This window comes from Streptomyces zingiberis, assembly GCF_012034935.1.
Lineage (GTDB): Bacteria > Actinomycetota > Actinomycetes > Streptomycetales > Streptomycetaceae > Streptomyces > Streptomyces zingiberis.
In genome coordinates, this window is record NZ_JAATEN010000023.1 from 1 (window position 1) to 17092 (window position 17092).

Annotated in this window: 13 protein-coding genes; 8 read left to right on the plus strand and 5 right to left on the minus strand. The window is 75.5% G+C overall.

What is annotated here, in order from left to right; translation table 11 throughout:
* Positions 1 to 195 precede the first annotated feature (195 nt).
* Together HCK00_RS22780 and arsB are read left to right on the plus strand one after the other, a co-directional pair.
* Positions 196 to 504 carry an ArsR/SmtB family transcription factor gene (locus HCK00_RS22780; RefSeq protein ID WP_168103902.1) on the plus strand — a complete coding sequence of 103 codons (309 nt, stop codon included), beginning with the start codon at positions 196 to 198 and terminating at the stop codon, positions 502 to 504.
* Entirely contained in the window at positions 501 to 1640 is a 1140-nt protein-coding gene (arsB, locus tag HCK00_RS22785; RefSeq protein WP_168103903.1) for an ACR3 family arsenite efflux transporter, read from the plus strand. The genes HCK00_RS22780 and arsB overlap by 4 nt, the downstream gene beginning before the upstream one ends.
* Before the next feature lie 246 nt (positions 1641 to 1886).
* Here arsB and HCK00_RS22790 read toward each other — a convergent pair whose 3' ends face one another.
* Positions 1887 to 3026: a PucR family transcriptional regulator gene (locus tag HCK00_RS22790; RefSeq protein WP_168103904.1), complete on the minus strand. Its 1140-nt coding sequence runs from the start codon at positions 3024 to 3026 to the stop codon at positions 1887 to 1889.
* Between the two features lie 284 nt (positions 3027 to 3310).
* Here HCK00_RS22790 and HCK00_RS22795 point away from each other — a divergent pair, with 284 nt between their 5' ends.
* Complete coding sequence (locus tag HCK00_RS22795) at positions 3311 to 3799, plus strand: hypothetical protein (RefSeq protein ID WP_168103905.1); 489 nt, start codon at positions 3311 to 3313, stop codon at positions 3797 to 3799.
* 175 nt (positions 3800 to 3974) lie between these two features.
* On the opposite strand, the gene HCK00_RS22800 is transcribed toward HCK00_RS22795, so the two are convergent.
* Positions 3975 to 4247, minus strand: coding sequence for a GlsB/YeaQ/YmgE family stress response membrane protein (locus tag HCK00_RS22800; RefSeq protein ID WP_168103906.1), 273 nt, complete (start codon positions 4245 to 4247; stop codon positions 3975 to 3977).
* 360 nt (positions 4248 to 4607) lie between these two features.
* Here HCK00_RS22800 and HCK00_RS22805 point away from each other — a divergent pair, with 360 nt between their 5' ends.
* Positions 4608 to 5051, plus strand: a complete 444-nt coding sequence (locus HCK00_RS22805; protein WP_168103907.1) for an ATP-binding protein — start codon at positions 4608 to 4610, stop codon at positions 5049 to 5051.
* 198 nt (positions 5052 to 5249) lie between these two features.
* Here the strand turns inward: HCK00_RS22805 and HCK00_RS22810 are convergent, their stop codons facing one another.
* Positions 5250 to 5825: a TerD family protein gene (locus HCK00_RS22810; protein ID WP_168103908.1), complete on the minus strand. Its 576-nt coding sequence runs from the start codon at positions 5823 to 5825 to the stop codon at positions 5250 to 5252.
* An 892-nt stretch (positions 5826 to 6717) separates the two neighbouring features.
* Positions 6718 to 7530: a helix-turn-helix transcriptional regulator gene (locus HCK00_RS22815; RefSeq protein WP_311765438.1), complete on the minus strand. Its 813-nt coding sequence runs from the start codon at positions 7528 to 7530 to the stop codon at positions 6718 to 6720.
* A gap of 358 nt (positions 7531 to 7888) precedes the next feature.
* On the opposite strand from HCK00_RS22815, the gene HCK00_RS22820 reads away from it, so the two are divergent.
* Both HCK00_RS22820 and HCK00_RS22825 read left to right on the plus strand, forming a co-directional pair.
* The gene (locus HCK00_RS22820; protein WP_168103909.1) at positions 7889 to 10918 is read left to right on the plus strand and encodes a helix-turn-helix transcriptional regulator; all 3030 of its coding nucleotides are present in this window, start codon (positions 7889 to 7891) and stop codon (positions 10916 to 10918) included.
* A 257-nt stretch (positions 10919 to 11175) separates the two neighbouring features.
* On the plus strand, positions 11176 to 14490 hold the full coding sequence (locus HCK00_RS22825; RefSeq protein WP_168103910.1) for a glycosyl hydrolase 115 family protein: 3315 nt from the start codon (positions 11176 to 11178) through the stop codon (positions 14488 to 14490).
* A 440-nt stretch (positions 14491 to 14930) separates the two neighbouring features.
* On the opposite strand, the gene HCK00_RS22830 is transcribed toward HCK00_RS22825, so the two are convergent.
* The gene (locus tag HCK00_RS22830; protein WP_168103911.1) at positions 14931 to 15677 is read right to left on the minus strand and encodes a hypothetical protein; all 747 of its coding nucleotides are present in this window, start codon (positions 15675 to 15677) and stop codon (positions 14931 to 14933) included.
* A gap of 425 nt (positions 15678 to 16102) precedes the next feature.
* Between HCK00_RS22830 and HCK00_RS22835 the strand changes: the two genes are divergently transcribed.
* Together HCK00_RS22835 and HCK00_RS22840 are read left to right on the plus strand one after the other, a co-directional pair.
* Positions 16103 to 16273, plus strand: coding sequence for a hypothetical protein (locus tag HCK00_RS22835; protein WP_168103912.1), 171 nt, complete (start codon positions 16103 to 16105; stop codon positions 16271 to 16273).
* Positions 16274 to 16466: 193 nt separating this feature from the next.
* Positions 16467 to 16916 (plus strand): SPW repeat protein, encoded by a 450-nt coding sequence (locus tag HCK00_RS22840; RefSeq protein WP_311765439.1) that lies wholly within the window; start codon positions 16467 to 16469, stop codon positions 16914 to 16916.
* The last annotated feature ends 176 nt before the right edge of the window (positions 16917 to 17092 follow it).

Genomic DNA, 17092 nt, shown 5'->3' on the forward strand with positions numbered 1-17092 from the left:
TTCCAGGCGTGGGCCTGCCGGGTGGGGGGCCGGGTCCGGCGGCGGAAGGGCTTTCCGCCGGGGCCGGGGCGCGGGCCTCGCGGCGCCGCGGCGGGTGGGGCGGACCGGGGTGGGCCGGGGCGGGGCGGGTCGGGATGGGCAGGGGGGATCGGGGGGCTCCGGCATCGGCCTCCGCCGATGTGAAAGTATCAGCCCATGCTGATGTCAGTCGACACTGACCTGATGCGGGCGCTCGCCGACCCGCTCAGGCTCCGGATCGTGACCTTGCTGGCCCGCGAGACGCTGTGCACGACGCACCTGGTGGAGGAGACCGGCGCCCGCCAGACGAACCTCTCCAACCACCTGAAGGTGTTGCGCGAGGCGGGGGTGGTGGAGACCGAGCCGTGCGGCCGGTACACCTACTACCGGCTGCGGCCCGAGGCGATCGAGGCGCTCGCCGGCCGCTTCACCGCACTGGCCGGGACCGCCCGCACCCACGCCGGCGCCAGGAGGGCCTGCCCATGACCTCCACCGGCCCCGCCACACGGACCGCCGGCGGCGATCGCGCGGCGCCGTCGGTCGCCGCCCGGCTCTCCCTCCTCGACCGGTATCTGGCGGTGTGGATCCTCGCCGCCATGGCGGCCGGGCTCGGGCTCGGCCGGCTCCTCCCCGGCCTCGGCGACGCGCTGGCGGCGGTGGAGGCCGGCGGCATCTCGCTGCCCATCGCGCTGGGCCTGCTGGTCATGATGTACCCGGTCCTGGCCAAGGTCCGTTACGACCGGCTCGACGCCGTGACCGGCGACCGGCGGCTGATGATCTCCTCCCTGGCCGTCAACTGGCTGGCCGGCCCGGCCGTGATGTTCGTCCTGGCGTGGACCTTCCTGCCGGACCTGCCCGAGTACCGCACCGGGCTGATCATCGTCGGGCTGGCCCGCTGCATCGCCATGGTGATCATCTGGAACGACCTGGCCTGCGGCGACCGCGAGGCCGCCGCCGTCCTCGTCGCGCTCAACTCCGTCTTCCAGGTGCTCGCCTTCGGCCTGCTCGGCTGGTTCTACCTCGACCTGCTGCCCGGGTGGCTCGGACTGGACGGCGGCGCGGGCCTGGACGTCTCCACGGCGGAGATCACCCTCAACGTCGTGATCTTCCTGGGCGTCCCGCTGCTCGCCGGATTCCTCACCCGCCGCATCGGGGAGAAGCGGCTCGGCCGGGCCGCGTACGAGAGCCGGTTCCTGCCGAGGATCGGCCCGTGGGCGCTGTACGGGCTGCTCTTCACGATCGTCGTCCTCTTCGCCCTGCAGGGCGGGGAGATCACCTCGCGGCCGCTGGACGTGGCCCGGATCGCGCTGCCGCTGCTGGTGTACTTCGCCGTGATGTGGTTCGGCACCTTCGCCCTGGGCAAGGTGATCGGCCTGGGCTACGGGCGCACGGCGACCCTCGCCTTCACCGCCGCGGGCAACAACTTCGAGCTGGCCATCGCGGTGGCGGTCGCCACCTTCGGCGTCACCTCCGGCCAGGCCCTCGCCGGGGTCGTCGGACCGCTCATCGAGGTGCCCGTCCTCGTCGCCCTGGTCCATGTCTCGCTGGCCTGGCGCCGCGGCTTCGCGGCCCGGGAGGGGACGGAGACCGGCCCGGCGCGGCCCGGGGCGGGCACCGGCTGACCTCCCCCCACGGCCGGTACAGCCGGCGCGGCCGGCGGGCCCGGGGTGCGCGCGAGCGCCGGCCCGCCGGAGAGCGGCACGGCCGCCGCGAGCGGCTGCCGCGTCCCCACCCCGCCGCGCGCCCACCCCACCCCGGCCCGCCGGCCGGTGGGGCGCCGCGCGTCCTGCCGGTACGGCGGTGCGGAGAGGGGCCTGCGGACGCCCGTGGCCCGTCACGGGCCGGGACGGTGGCACCGCCCGTCACCGTCACAGCGGTCGTGCCGGCCAGTCCAGGAGGCGGGCGCCGATGACGGCGGTCTGGAGGGTGTAGCGGTGCATCGGGTCGGCCGGGTCGGCGCCGGTGAGCTGGTGGACGCGGGCCAGGCGGTAGGTGAGGGCGCGGACGGAGAGGGAGAGGCGGCGGGCGGTCTCGGCCGCCACACAGCCCGCGTCGAACCAGGCGACGAGGGTGCGCAGCAGGGGCTCGGCGCCGCCGCGTGCCTGTTCCAGCGGGCCCAGGGTGGTCCGCACCAGGTCGGCCATGGCCTGCCGGTCCCGGCTCAGGACGGGAAAGACCAGCAGGTCCACGGCGTGGAGGAGGGGGCCGGGGAGGTCCATGCGGTCGGCGAGTTCGAGGGCGCCGAGCGCCTCCTCGTAGCTCCGGACGACGCCGCCGGGGCCCGGATGGGCGCGGCCGATGGCGACGCGGCCCGTCCCCTCGGCGGTTCCCTCGGTGTCCATGGCGTCCATGGCGGCGTGGGCCTGCTTGGCGAAGGAGCGGACGACATCCTCCTGCGTGGCCGGGGCGACCAGGACGAGACGGCCCTCCTTGGTGGTCAGCAGGATGCGCCGGTCGCCGAAGCGGGCCAGCAGGGCGGACTCCACGCGGCGGGCCGCCGGGTCCGTCTCGTCGTAGGCGACGGGGCCCTCGGCGACGGCGACCGTGTGTTCGTGGGCGAGGCGCAGCCCGAGGCGTTCCGCGCGGTGCGCGAGGCGGCCGAGGTCGCTGCGGCCGTGCAGCAGGTCGTCGATGAACTCCCGGCGGGCGGCCTCCTCCTTGCGGACGGCCAGGCGCTGGGCGCGTTCGTAGCCCTCGGCCACGGCGTCGACCGTCTGCTGGGTGGCGGCCAGGACGCAGTCCACCACCCTGCGCAGTTCGCGGGTGCTGTGCGCGGCGGTGGCGCCGGGCAGGGCGGACCAGCCGGTGCGGGCGGCGTCGAGGTGCTCGGCCACCAGGCGGCGCAGGCCGTAGGCGTGTTCCGCGGCGCGTTCCCCGGCCAGGCGGCGCGAGTCCAGTTCGTCGCGGGTGAGCCGGCGTCCGGTGGCGGAGACCTCGGCCAGGATCTCCGGGAAGCCGGCCAGGTGGTCGTCCGGCGCGGGGCTCTCCTCCGGGGGCGGGGACGTCACGGTGGCTCCTTCGGGGGTCGGGCGGCGGATGGCCGGAAGCCGGTGTCCGGTTTCCGGCCCGGGCGGTCCCGGACCCCGGCGCGGGGCGGTGGGACGGCATCAAAAGGCCGTCAAGACTGCCTGGATCCGGCAATGTGTTCGGGCGGTGCGCACTGCCAGTATGGCGTCCGCGGGGGGAAACGGGGGACGCTCCGGTGCCGGAGTCCGGAAGCGGACTCCGGCACCGGAGCGCGGAACCTCCGCCGGGGGAACGGGCGGGGAGACGGACGGAGAGGAGCACGGCGATGGTGGGGGAGCTCGTCGGGGCGGCACTCGCCTTTCCGTCCGTGCCGTTCACCTCCGCGCTGCTGGTGAGCACGGCCTTCTGGCTGCTGGTGCTCTGCGGGGTCACGGCGTACGACACCTTCGACGGGGATGTGGACGCCGCCGCGCTGCGCCTCGGCGGGGTGCCCGTGGCCCTGTCGCTGTCCCTGCTCACCCTGGTCGGGTGGGGCGCCGACCTCGCCGGTACGGTCGCGCTGCGCCGCGCCGCTCTCGGCGGTCTCGCGCACGGCCTCGCGGCGATCGGTCTGTTCGCGGCGGCCCTGCTGCTCGCGTGGGGAGCCACCGTGCTGCTGGTCCGGCCGCTGCGGCGGCTCTTCCCCGGGGGCGGGGAGGGCCCGGGCGGCCCGGCGCGGGAGGGGGAGCGGGGGCCGGAGGGGGAGCGCGCGCCGTCCGCCGCGCCGGGACGGACGGGGGCCGGCCGGGCGGCGGAGGCCGCGGCGAGCCCCTGAGCGTCCCGACACCGGCGGGGCGACACCGGCGGTGCGGTGCTGACGAGGCGGCGCTGACGGGGGCGGCGCGAACGGGGGCGCTGACGGGGGCGGCAAGGCGGAGGGGACGGCGCGGATCGCGCCGTCCCCTCCGCCTTGGGCCGGTCCGGGGGAGCCCGCCGTGGGGCGTGCGCCCTCAGCGGCGCTCGCGGGAGTGGCCGAAGAGGATGCGGTACAGGATGAGCAGCACCAGGGAGCCCGCCACGGCCGCGATCCACAGCGCCGGGTCGTAGACGTCGTGGTTGATGGGCCGGTCCAGGAACTCGGACGACAGCCAGCCGCCGAGGAACGCGCCGACGATGCCGATGAGGGTGGTCCCGAAGAAGCCGCCCGGGTCCCGCCCGGGGAGCAGGATCTTGGCGACCACGCCGGCTATCAGGCCCAGGACGATCCAACTGATGATGCTCATGCGCGAGTTCTCCCCGTGTGAAGGCGGTTCATGCCGTCCGCCGAATCCCTTGATCGAATCCGTGACGACACCGTTGTGGACACTACAACGACGCTTTCGATCGGTGTTCAGGTGCCTCCCGGTCACGATCGGAGGGACACGCAACGAAATCCGGTTACACGTGGTGTTTGCCGATAACTCCGCGTAGCCTCTGCGGGCGTGCCTGACACCAGTAGCTTGCCGTCGCCGGCCGTCCACGCAGCCGGAGTTGCCGTGCGCCGCGGGGCCGGCCGGAGCCGCCCCGCCCCCTCCGCCGTTCCGGGCCCGCCCGGGGCGGGCGCGCGCCCCGGGTGGTTCGACGGAGACCGAGGAGGCGGAAGCGTGAGCGCGCCGGCGGCCGGGAGCCGTCCACCCGCGGGGGCCGCCGGCCCCCTGCTGGAACTGGCCTTCACGGTGGAGGATCTGTCCGAGGTCCGGTCGCGGGTCGGTGACTGCGCCCGGAAGGCGGGCCTGTCCGAGCCCCGGCTGGGTGACTTCGTCCTCGCCGTTCACGAGGTGGCCTGCAACGCCGTCGAGCACGGTGGTGGGGCGGGTGTGCTGGTGGTGGAGCGCGCCCCCGGGGTGCTGCGCTGCCGGGTGAGCGACCGGGGGCCCGGTTTCAGCGCGGCGGTCATCCCCGCCGAGGCGCCCGGGGAGGAGTTCGGTGAGGGCGGCCGTGGCCTCTGGCTGACCCGCCTGCTCACGGACCGGCTGGAGGTGGTTCCCGCTGTGGTGGGGGCGGTCGTCACGCTGGCCATGGCCCTCGGCGGCGAAGCGCCGGCGTGAGTCCCCGCCGGCCCGGCGGGAGCGCCCCGGACTCCCGGGTGCGTCCTGCGGCCCGCCGGTGGACCGGCCCCGCACCCTCCGGAGGTGTCCCGGTACGGGAGCGGGTGTGCGCGGCGCGGCTCCGGTCCGCCCGGTCCGGGCGGGAGGGCGCCCGGTGGGCACCGCTCCCGCACGGCCGGTATCCGCTCCGGGCGTCCCTCAGACGTTGACGCCGAAGTCCTGGGCGATGCCGCGCAGGCCGGAGGCGTAGCCCTGACCGACGGCCCGGAACTTCCACTCGGCGCCGTGCCGGTAGAGCTCGCCGAAGACCATGGCGGTCTCCGTGGAGGCGTCCTCCGTCAGGTCGTAGCGGGCCAGCTCGTTGTTGTCCGCCTGGTTCACCACGCGGATGAAGGCGTTGCGCACCTGGCCGAAGCTCTGCTGGCGGTTGTCCGCGTCGTGGATGGAGACCGGAATGACGATCTTGTCGACCTCGGCGGGCACCGCGCCGAGGTTGACCTTGATGGACTCGTCGTCGCCCTCGCCCTCACCGGTGAGGTTGTCCCCGGTGTGCTCGACGGAGCCCTCCGGGCTCTTGAGGTTGTTGAAGAAGACGAAGTGCTGGTCGGAGACGACCTTGCCGGAGCTGTCGACGAGCAGCGCGCTCGCGTCGAGGTCGAAGTCCGTCCCCGTGGTGGTGCGGACGTCCCAGCCCAGACCCACGGTGACCGCGGAGAGGCCCGGGGCCTCCTTGCTCAGCGAGACGTTTCCACCCTTGGAGAGGCTGACACCCATGGATTTCCCCTGCTCAATCCGGCGCGGGCCGCGCCCTTGACGATTGCTTTGCCCAATAGGGCAACGGGCGCGGACGGGCGGCGGTTCCCGCCGCGAGGAGGGAATCCGCGGGAAGCCGGAGTGGGGACGGGGTCGGGCGGCGCCGGGGCGGCGCCGGGCCGGGGTGGGGGCGGGACCGGGGGCGGGCCGGGGCCGGAGGGCCGCGCCGGGCGGCGGTCCGTGGTGCGGCCACTCGCGGCGGGGCGTGTCCCGGATCGGCCGGTCCCGGTACAGGCCAGGGTCCGGATGCGGGCTGGCCCGGGTTCGGACCCGCCTGGGCCCGGAGCGGTGCTCTCACGGATGGCGGATGGCGCCGAGGTGTGCGCGTCGATGGCGGGGGCGTCACGGCGTGGCCCGGTCACGGGTCGGCCCGGTCGTGGGTTCGGTGCCGCAGGGAGGCGCCGGCGTCCGTGCCGGCGAGTACACCGCCGCGCAGGCGGCGCCTCAGGATCTGGTCGTTTCCCCGGGATCACCGTGCTGTCCGGCCCGTTCCCGCTCCTCGTGCGCGCCGCGGCCCCCGTGGCCTCGTCCGCGGCTCCGGCCTCGATCGGCGGGGGCGCTCCCCGTGCCGCCGTCCCCGGTCCTGCGGCTGCCCTTGCGTACGCGTTCCCGCTGCCCCTGCCGTCCGCGCTTCCGCACCGCGAGGAACGCAGGGTGCGCGGGAAACGCAGGGCATGCGGAGGGCGCGGCCGCCGGAGAGGTTCCGCCGTCAGCCCGTCAGCCCGTCAGCCCGTCAGCCCGTCAGCCCGTCAGCACGCCGTCCCCCGTTTCCGGTGGCGTGACACCGTCGGGCATGCTCCCCGGATGCGCGGCGCCGCCCGCCGCGCCGGAACCACCGGGGCGTGACCGCGACTCAGATGTAGCCCTCACGCAGGGCGTAGGCGACGGCGTGGGCCCGGTTGCGGAGTTGCAGCCGGGTGGTCAGTCCGTGCAGAACGTTCTTCACCGTGCGTTCGGAGTAGGACAGCTTCGCGGCGATCTCCCGGGTGTCCAGGCCCTCCGAGACCAGCCGCAGGATGTCGATCTCGCGCGGGGCGAGGCCGGCCGGGTTGCCGCCCGGCTGCTGGGCGGCGTTCCGCTGCAACCGCCCGACCTGGTTGATCAGCCGGCCCAGCAGGTCGGACGGGAGGTCGCCGTCGCCGCGCGCGGCGGCCACCACGGCTTGCAGCAGCCGCTGGTCCGTGGCCTCGTGGCGCCAGAGGATGGCGCCGACGCCGCACTCGATGACCTGGAGCAGCTCGGCCTCCCGGATGACCCCGGTGACCAGGACGGCGTTGAGCCCGTCGGTGCGGACCAGGCGGCGCAGCCGCAGCATGGTCGCCTCGTCCAGCCGGTCCGAGAGAACCACGGCCACGGTGCGGCTCGGGAGCCGGGACTCACCGGCGCGGGCCTCCGGGGCGCGGCCGTCGGGCGTCCGCCCCTCGGCTGCCCGCACGTCCGCGGCGCGCAGGACCGCGCCGTCGGCGGCGCGCAGGGCCGCCCCCGCGCGGCCCGCGGCCCGTGGGTCGGTGCCCCGGGGCTCCAGCCCCCGGGTCTCGCCGAGCAGTTCGATCTCCGGCCGCTGCCGGAGCTGGCTGATCGCTCCGGCCCGGGTGATCGGATCGGATGCGTGGATCACGACGGGTATTCGCTCCGCCGCGGTGGTGTTGGTGAATGTGGTACGCACGCGAACCCCCAAATAGCGGATAACCGGGACACCGGCTCCGAGTCTGTCCGGCGGCCTGACACGGCGACCACTCCGCCGCCGCCCTCCATGAGGCCGCTTGCCGCCCTTTCCCGTATCGCCGTTGACGAGTGAAGCGCGACAAAAGTTCATTCAGTGACGGAATTTGTGTCCGACACTCCAGCAGCCAGGTTTCCCTGCGGAAGGTTTAGCCTGCAATCGTGGTTCACCACGAGAACGGCGCAGCGAACCACGAGACCGCTCTCGGCATCTATGGAGGGGAGATACGGAGAGCGAGACTCCCCCACCCGCCCCCGGGGTGCCGCGACCCGGCGGGCAGTGAGACACCCTGCGAGGTCCCATGAACGGCACGGTGACGGGCCTGACGGCTGATCATCACTCCCTCCGGCACGGCGCCGCGCCCTCCCGGCCCCCCGGCCTCCCGGGCTGCCTCGACGCGTTCGAGGCCCCGGTCGTCCCCGGCCGGCCCGGCCAGCCCGGCCTGCGGGAACGCGGGGGTGTCCTGAGCCGCGTCGCCGCCGACGCGGAACGTGCCCTGGCCGGCTCCGGCCGCCTCGTCCTGGTCCGCGGGGCCACCGGGACCGGCCGCAGCGCGCTGCTGGAGGCGGTGGTGGCCAGGGCGGAGCGGCAGGGCTTCCGGGTGCTCCAGGTGCGCTGCTCCCCTGAGGAGTCCGGCACCGACTTCGCCGCCGTGACCGAACTCCTCGACACCGACCTGTGGTTCGGGCCGCGTCCCACGGCCGTGGGCTCCGGGTCCGGGGAGCCCGGCGGGGAGCACTCGCTGCACGGCTCCGGCCGCTCCGCGGAACTGTGGCGCCGGCTGCGTTCCTACGCGGCCCGGGGGCCGCTGCTGCTCGCCGTGGACGACGTGCACCTGGCGGACCCGGCCTCCCGCGCGTGGATCGCCCGCGCCGCCCGGCTGATCGACCGTTTACCGGTGCTCGTGGTGCTCACCGAGCGCTGTCAGTACGACCTGGAACCGGCCCGGCCCTCCCTGGTGCGCGCCCTGCCGCCCCACCTGTTCACCGCCCACCGGCTCGACCCGCTGACCCCGCGTGCCGTCGCCGGGCTGGTCCGCGAGCGGCTCGGCGCGGGCCTCCGGCCGGGCTGGCTGGACGGCTGCCTGCGCGCGACCGGCGGCATCCCGCTGCTGCTGGGCGCCCTGCTGGAGGACCTGGCCGCGTTGCCCGGGGCGGCCGCCGATGTCGGCGGTCCCTTCCCGCCGTCCGCCGCCCGGTTCCACTCCGGCGCCTACACGGGGGCCGTCTCCTGGGCACTGGAGTGCGCCGGCCCGGCCACCGCCGACCTGGCCCGCATCCTCGCCGAACTGGAGACCACGGGGGACACCGCGCTGCTCGCCGAGGTCGCCGGCACCGATCCGGTGCGCACCGACCGGTGGGTGGCCGCCCTGCGCGCCGCCGGCCTCGTCGTCCGCGAACCGCACGACGGCCGACCCCGCATCGCCCACCCCCTGCTCCGCGAGGCCGTGCTCGACGGCTGGCCGCTCCGCCGCCGGCAGGACGTGCGCCGGGCCGCCGCCGAACTCCTGTACCACCGCGGTGAATCCGCGGAGACGGTCGCCCGCCGGCTGCTGGCCCTCCCCGCCGTCGGCGCCGAATGGGCGGTGGCCGCGCTGCTGGAGGCCGCCTCCGCCGCGGTCCGCGACGGCCGTCACCGCGCCGCCGGGGACTGCCTGCGCCGTGTCCTGGACGAACCGCTCTCGCGCGAGCGGCGGGGCCGGGTGCTCACCGAACTCGGCTGTCTGGAGGCGGACGCCGGCCGTCTCGTCGGGGTCCGCCACCTCGCCGAGGCCGTCCCGCTGCGGCAGCCCGAGGGCTTCGGCCGGCTCAGCACCACCGTCGCCCTCGGCACCGCCCTGGCCCGTGGCGGCGACGTCCACGGGGCGCTGGACACCCTGCGCGCCCTCTGCGAGGAACTCCCCGGCAGCTCCGCCCAGGCCCGCGCCGCCCAGGCCGCGGCCGCGCTGCTCGCCGCGTACGACGCGCAGAGCTGGCTGCGCGCGATGCGGGGCCTGCGCCATGTCGCCGCCCACTCGCCCGACCGGCTCGACCAGGCCGAACGCGCCCTGCTGGTCCGCTACGAGGCGACCGCCGGGCTGATCTCCGCCCAGGACGCCATGGAGCGGCTCTGCGCCCTGTCCACCGTGCCGGCCGACCCCGTCCTGGCCCCCTACGCGCTCGCCACGGCGGTCGCCGTGCTCCAGTGGGCCGACCGCTACGACGAGGTGGACCGCCTCGTCGCGACCGGGCTCTCCGAGTACCGCCCGGCCGAACTGCACCCGGCGCTGCACGCTCTGACGGACGTCCGCCACGACGCGGCGGCTGCCCGCGGCCGGTACGCCGAACTCCTCGCCGAGCCCGTCGTCCGCGCCGCGCTCGCCGAACCCTGGCGAGGGGGGCCGGGCGGGCCCGGTGGGTCAGGCGCGCCCGGCGGACCCGGTGGCCCCGCCCGCCCGATCGCCCGCCACGGCACCACGAACCTGCTCGCGCACACCGTCCTGGCGCTGCTGGAGACCGGCCGCCGTGAGGAGGCGCGCCGTCTCTCCGGCACGATCGCCGCCGGGGGCCCCTGTGACTCCTGGGAGTGGAACCGCTACCTCTACGCCCGCGGCCTGCTGCGGGCCGCGGACGGGGACCACGCGGGGGCGCTCGCCGACTTCCGCGAGTGCGGGCGCCGCCAGTCCGGCCGCGAGGTGCTGAGCCCGGTCGTCACCCCCTGGCGCTCCGCCGCCGCCGAGAGCCTGCGCCGGCTGGGCCGCTCGGGGGAGGCCCTGGAACTCGCGGAGGAGGAGTACCGTCTCGCCCGCGTCTGGAACACCCCCCGTACCGTCGGACGGGCGCTGCGCGTCCTGGGCACCGTCACCGGCGGCCGGCGCGGCACCGAACTGAACCGGCGCGCCGTCACCGTGCTGCGCTCCGCCCCCGCCGGTGCGGAGCTGGGACTGGAGCTGGCGCCCGCACTGATCGCGCTGGGCGAGGCGCTCGCCGCCTCCGGCGAACGCGGCCGGGCCCGCACCGTGCTCCGTGAGGCCGCCGTCCTCGCCGAGGAACTGGGCGCCCTGCGGACGCTGGCCCGCGCGGAACGCGCCCTGGCCGACAGCGGCGCCCGCGTCCTGCGCGTGCACAGCGGGGTGGACGCCCTGACGGAGAGCGAACGGCGCATCGCCGGACTCGCCGCCGAGGGCCGCACCAACGCCGAGATCTGCGAACTCCTCCACCTCGCCCGGCGCACCGTCGAAACCCACCTGACCAGCGCGTACCGCAAGCTCGGCATCCGCCGCCGCTCCGAACTCCCCACCGCCCTGGCCCCCCTCGCCGAAACCCGCCCCACACCGAGACCGGAACGGTGAGATCCCCCGCGGGCGGGGGTGGTGGTGTCCGGCGGAGCCGGCGCGGGCGGGTGGCCGGGTGGGCGTGAGGAGGGGTTCCCGGAATTTTTCGGGTGGTCTCCGGCGAGGGTGCTCGGAGTTATCCCAAGTCATCCGGCTGGCAAGGGGGTTGGCTCCGCGCGGCCGCAGTGAAGGGCGTGCCGGATCCATTGTTGTTCCGGAAGGTTTCCGATAACTTTCGCGGCGTCACCCCCTCACGGCTCTCCGGAGGCCGCGCCATGACACCGTTCGGCACCTCCCCCGGCTCCGCCTGTCCGAGCAGACGTTCGCTCCTGGCCGCCGCCACGGCCACCGCCGCCACCGCGGTCACCGCCGCGGCCGGTGGTCCCTTGGCTGGTGCCGCCGTGGCCGCGCCCGCCTCCCCCTTCGGTGTCGCGGCGGCGCCGGACGGGGGCGGGCGGCCGGGGCGGGGCCGGTTCATCGCCTTCGAGGCACGGCGCGGGGCCTTCCCGCTGGTCTCGCGCGGCCGGGCGGCCCGGATCGCCGTCAGCCCGGACGACCACCCCGGCGTGGTGCGGGCCGTCGGCGACCTGCGCGCCGACATCGAGCACGTCACCGGCGTCCGGCCCGCCACCGCGACCGGGGGCACCGCTGACCTGGACGAGCCCGCCGCGACAGCCGCGACCGCCGAGCCCGCCGAGACCGCCGCGTCCGCCGAGACCGCCGGGACCGGGCAGCCCCGCGCGGGGGAGGGCGGCGCGACGCTGGTGATCGTCGGGACGATCGGCCGCAGCCCGCTGATCGACAGCCTGGTCGCCGCCGGCCGCCTGGACGTACGCGGGATCGAGGGGAGGTGGGAGACCTCCCTCCAGCAGGTGGTCCGCGATCCGCTGCCCGGCGTCGACCGCGCGTTCGTCGTCGCCGGCAGCGACCAGCGCGGCACCATCTACGGCGTCTACGAGGTCTCCCGGCAGATCGGCGTCTCCCCCTGGTACTGGTGGAACGACGTGCCGCCGCTCCGCCACCCGGAGCTGCACGTCCTGCCCGGCCGCCACAGCCAGGGCACCCCTGCGGTGAAGTACCGGGGCTTCTTCATCAACGACGAGAACCCCGCCCTCGGCACCTGGGCGCCCGCCTTCTTCGGCCCCGGCGCCGTGAAGGAGTACCCGAACGGGTTCAACAGCGGCTTCTACGCCAAGGTCTTCGAGGTCATGCTGCGCCTGAAGGCCAACTACCTCTGGCCGGCGGTCTGGGGCCGTGCCTTCGCCGAGGACGACCCGGAGAACCACGCCACCGCCCAGCGCTACGGCATCGTCATGGGCACCTCCCACGAGGCGCCGATGATGCGCGGGATCGAGGAGTGGAACCGCCACGCCGTCCCCGCGCGGCGCGACGCCGAGGGCAACGTCACCGAGCCGGGCCGGGACCCCTACGGCGGCACCGGCGAGTGGAGCTTCCGCCGCAACGGCGAGGCCGTCCGGAAGTACTGGACGGACGGCATCCGCCGGATGACCGAGGAGGACTTCGAGGGCGTCGTCACCCTCGGCATGCGGGGCAACGGCGACGTCGGCCTCCCCGACGGCGACGGCATCGACCTCATGGAGTCCATCCTCGCCGCCCAGCGGGAGATCCTCACCGGCTTCTTCGGCGAGGCGGGCCTGACCCGGGTCCCGCAGGTGCAGACGCTCTACAAGGAGGTGCAGCGCTACTGGGACCAGGGCCTGCGCCCGCCCGAGGACGTCACCGTCGTCTTCTGCGACGACAACTGGGGCAACATGCGCAAGCTGCCCGACCCCTCGCTCCCCGCCCGCGCCGGCGGATACGGCATCTACTACCACTTCGACTACGTCGGCGACGGCCGCAACTACAAGTGGGTCGACACCGTCAACCTCGCGAACACCTGGGAACAGCTCCACCTCGCCCACCGCTACGGCGTGGACCGGCTGTGGGTGGTCAACGTCGGTGACATGAAGGCCGAGGAGCTGCCGCTTCAGTTCTTCCTCGACTACGCCTGGGACCCGGAGAGCCTGCCCCTGGAGCGGCTGGAGGCGTGGGAACACGCCTACGCCGAGGAGAACTTCGGCCCGGCGGAGGCCGCCGCGATCTCCGGGATCCTGCGCGACTACGGACGTCTCCAGGCGCGCCGCAAGCCGGAGCTGCTCAACCGCCGCATCACCGTCGACCCGGCGAAGGACCTGGCCACGGACGCGTCCGCCGTCGTGTACGACGACCGGGCGAGCCCGTTCCGGCTCGGCCACCACCGCGAGCTGGAGCGCGTCACCGCCGAGTGGGCGGCGCTCGCCGGGCGGGCCGAGCGCGTCTCGCGCCGGATCCCCCGCGCGGCGCGGGACGCCTACCACCAGCTCGTGCACTACCAGGTGAAGGCGACCGCCAACCTCTACGCCCTGCGCCTCGCCGAGTTCACCAATCTCCACTACGCCGGCCAGGGCCGCGCCCTCACCAACGACCTCGCGGACACCACCGACGCCCGTTTCGCCGACGACCAGGCGCTGTCGGACCACTACAACACCGTGCTCGCGGGCGGGAAGTGGAACGGGTTCCAGACCCAGCCCAAGATCGGCTACGGCGACAAGGAGCGGTACGGGCCGGACGCCGGCTGGCAGCAGCCGCAGACCCCTGACCATGTCGCCCTGCCCGACGAGGTGTTCCCCGCGGTCCGCCGCATCGAGCTGCCCGACCGGGCCGAGATGGGCGTCGGCATCGACGGCTCCGACGCCTGGTGGCCCCAGGCCGGGGAACCGGCCGTGCTCCCCGCCCTGAGCCCGTACCGTACAGGGCCCGCCCCGTACATCGAGGTGTTCAACCGCGGCTCACGGCCGTTCGCGTACACCATCCGGCCGTCGGTGCCGTGGCTCACGGTGGACCGGCCGTCCGGACGGGTGACGAAACAGGTGCGTGCCACCCTCCGCGCCGACTGGAGACGCGCCCCGAAGGGGACCACCGAGGTGCCGATCACCGTCACCGGGCCGGACGGTGCGCGGGTCGAGGTGCGCGCCGTCGTGGAGAACCCGCGGATCCGGCCCCGCTCCGGCTTCGTCGAGGCGGGCGGGTATCTCTCCCTGGAAGCCGCGCACTTCACCCGCTCCGTCGCCCACCGCGGCGTGCGCTGGCGGGTGATCCCGGGCATCGGGCGCACCGGCTCCGGCGTGACGCCCTTCCCCGTCACGGCCGCCTCCCGGAAGCCGGGCGAGGGCCCGCGCCTGGAGTACGAGGTGACGCTGGTGACCGCCGGGAAGGTCGAGGTGTGGGCGTACCTCTCGCCACGGAACAACGTCCTGCCGGCGGACGGGCTGCGCTACGCGGTCTCCTTCGACGGCGCCGCGCCGCGGACGGTGGACGTCATCGCCGCCACCGGAGCCGACGACACCGCCATGAACCGGCAGTGGGCGCGCAACACCTCCGACAACGTCAATCTCACCGTCACCGAGCACACGATCGACGCACCGGGACGGCACATCCTGACGCTCTGGATGGTCGACCCGACCGTGATCGTCCAGAAGCTCGTGGTGGACACCGGCGGCCTGGAGCCCAGCTACCTGGGCCCGCCGGAGAGCCACCGCATGGACCGCTGACCGCGGCGGCTCGACCCTCCGCCGCGGTCGGTCGGAAAGGGGACGGGGCAACCTGAGGGGGGTCGCTCCGTCCCCGCGGCGCTCGCCCGGCACCCGCCCGCCGGGCGAGCGCTCCGAACGGCACGCGCCCCGGGGACGCCCGCCGGGGACGCCGTGCCACGGGCGCGGGACCGCCTCCCCCGCACCGCGGTCCCGCGCCCGTACCCGGCTCCGGCGCGCCGGTGGGCATGAGCGGGCCGGGGCGGGTAACCCGGGAAACGGAGGCGGGCAGTGGTGGCGCAGACCACCGCGCCTGACCGCGCCCCGCGGCCGTCGTGCCCACGCGGCACGGCGGCCGCGGCATGTCCCGGGGGAGCCGGGGGCGCGTGCGGCAGACGTCCGGAGAGGGACGTCGTGGTGGGGCGCGCCGGTCCCGGGGGCCCCGGGACCGGGGTGGTGGATCAGTGGGCTCCCGGGGTCCGGTCGAACCAGCTGCCGGCTTCCGCGTCCCGCTCCGTCCCGGTCTCCCGCGCACCGCCGGCGACGGCGGCCATCTGCCCGGGGGAGAGCGGACGGGGCCCGGGGGCGGGGGTGGCGGGTTCGCCGAACCGCGGGTCCCGCTCCTGGGCCCGGTCGAAGCGGGGGTCGTTCCGGTCCTGCTCCTGGGCCCGGTCGAAGCGGGGGTCGTTCTCCTCCGCCCGGTCGTAGCGAGGCTCGTTCCCCTCCGCCCGGTCGTGGAGCGGGGTGGCCGCCGGGGCGGGCCCGAACCGGCCGGCGTGCGCGTACTCCGGGACGCCGTCGGACCGCGGGGCGTTCTCCGGGCCGCCGCCGGGCCGGTGGGCGCCCTCCGGGGCGGGGCCGGGCCGGCCGCCGCTCTCGTGACCGGGGCGGGACGGCGGGGCGTGGCCCGTCTCCGGGGTGCCGGCGGAGGAGCCGTTCGCCCGGCCCTCCGTTCCGTCCGTCCCGTCAGTCCCGTTGGCCCTGTACGCGTCGGGGGCTCCGGCGCCGGACGCGGGGCCGGGCTGCCGCGTCCCGGTTGCCGGGCTCTCACCGGCCTCCTGCGGGCGGGCCCAGCCGAGCAGCTCGTTCGCGGCGCGGCGCGTCTCCTGGGCGGCGGCGCGGCTGGCGGCCAGGACGTCTCCCTGTTCCTCGACGAGGTCCTGGTAGATCGGCGTGTTCGCGGTGGCGGTAGCGGTGGGAGCGGCCACGGTGAGGTTCCTTCGTTCGGGACGCGGGGCGGGACGGCCACGCGGCGTGGGCGGCTCGGCCGTGCCGCGTGAGGCCGAGCAGCGCGTACCCGAGGCCCACACCGCCATGCCGATTCTGTCCCGTTCGTGACCCCGCCGTGCCCGCCCTTCCGGGGGCCGGAGCCAACTCGCGTGGTCCACGCGGCAGTCGGGAAACCTGCGGAACGCCGGAGTGACGCACTTCACGCCAACTCCGCGTGGGCGGTGGTGCGGTCGGCCCGGCGCGGCCGCCCACGGAGGGCCGGCCCGGTGCCCGCCGGGCCGTTCGGCCGTCCCGGACGGGGAGGTGCCGGAGCCGTTCGGGTGTACCCCGGCCGGGTACTGAACGGCCCGCGTCCGCTCCCGTCGGGGCCGGCAGCCATGTCGTCGCCGCCCCCTTCCGCTGCATGCTCTTCGGTGCGATCGTCTTCGCCGTGTCCGGCGGCCTTCCCCTTCTGGTGGCCGTCGACGACGCCGGCCTTCGACTGGCGTCCCCGCGGGTCACGGCGGCGGACGTGGCACGTCACGGCGGGCGCCGTGACGTGCTGGACTCCGGAGAGGGCGCGGCCGGACGGTGACGCACCGGGGTCGCCGGTCACCTGTGTGCCGTACTCGCGCACCCTTCGTGACGTCCGGCCACGCGGCGTCCATGCTTTCCGCGGGAAAGGCCCGATTGGGGCGGGATGCCGGTTTAGTGCTGTCCGGGTCGGCTACGCCGTACGAGGTACGAATCCCAGAGGTACCCCAGAAGTAAGGGAAGGAGGGGTTCAGGTGAATGCGCCGACTTCGCCGAGCATCACCCAGCACCCCGACATCATGGCCCTGCAAGCGCGGTCCGAGCGGGCGGTGGCCACACCGGGCGCGCAGATGGTCGAGGCGGTCTCTCTGCTGACCGGTCTCTTCATCGCCGCCTCCCCGTGGATCGTCGGCTTCAGCGGCCTGACGACCCTCGCGGTGACCAACCTCATCGCGGGCCTGGCCTTCGTGCTGCTGGTTCGCGGCGTGGGCGGCGCCAGTGCCTATGACCGCACCCACGCCATGAGCTGGGCCGCGATCGGCATCGGTATCTGGACCGTCGTCGCCCCGTGGGCCATCGTCGGGGACGTGTCCACCACCCGGAGCATCATCGCCAACACCGTCGGCGGTGGCGTCGCCGCGCTCCTGGGTCTGGCCACCGCGGCCATGGCGGCACGCGGCCGGCCCCGTCAGCCGCGCGCCTGACCGGAAGCGGCGGCCTCGGCCGGCCCGGGCCGCGCGGCCCGTGACCGGACACCCCTTCCGGGCGGCCGGCCGGGACCTCCGGGGGCGTGGTGCCTATGGGCGCCACGCCCCCGTTCGCCGTTTCCGGACGCTGCGCCGGGCCCGCCCGGCGCAGCGTCGCCGGGCGCGGGCCGGTG

Coding starts and splice junctions, on each gene's coding strand:
- HCK00_RS22780 (WP_168103902.1), top strand. CDS start 196: ATGCTGATGTCAGTCGACACTGACCTGATGCGGGCGCTCGCCGACCCG.
- arsB (WP_168103903.1), top strand. CDS start 501: ATGACCTCCACCGGCCCCGCCACACGGACCGCCGGCGGCGATCGCGCG.
- HCK00_RS22795 (WP_168103905.1), top strand. CDS start 3,311: ATGGTGGGGGAGCTCGTCGGGGCGGCACTCGCCTTTCCGTCCGTGCCG.
- HCK00_RS22800 (WP_168103906.1), bottom strand. CDS start 4,247: ATGAGCATCATCAGTTGGATCGTCCTGGGCCTGATAGCCGGCGTGGTC.
- HCK00_RS22810 (WP_168103908.1), bottom strand. CDS start 5,825: ATGGGTGTCAGCCTCTCCAAGGGTGGAAACGTCTCGCTGAGCAAGGAG.
- HCK00_RS22820 (WP_168103909.1), top strand. CDS start 7,889: ATGAACGGCACGGTGACGGGCCTGACGGCTGATCATCACTCCCTCCGG.
- HCK00_RS22825 (WP_168103910.1), top strand. CDS start 11,176: ATGACACCGTTCGGCACCTCCCCCGGCTCCGCCTGTCCGAGCAGACGT.
- HCK00_RS22835 (WP_168103912.1), top strand. CDS start 16,103: ATGCTCTTCGGTGCGATCGTCTTCGCCGTGTCCGGCGGCCTTCCCCTT.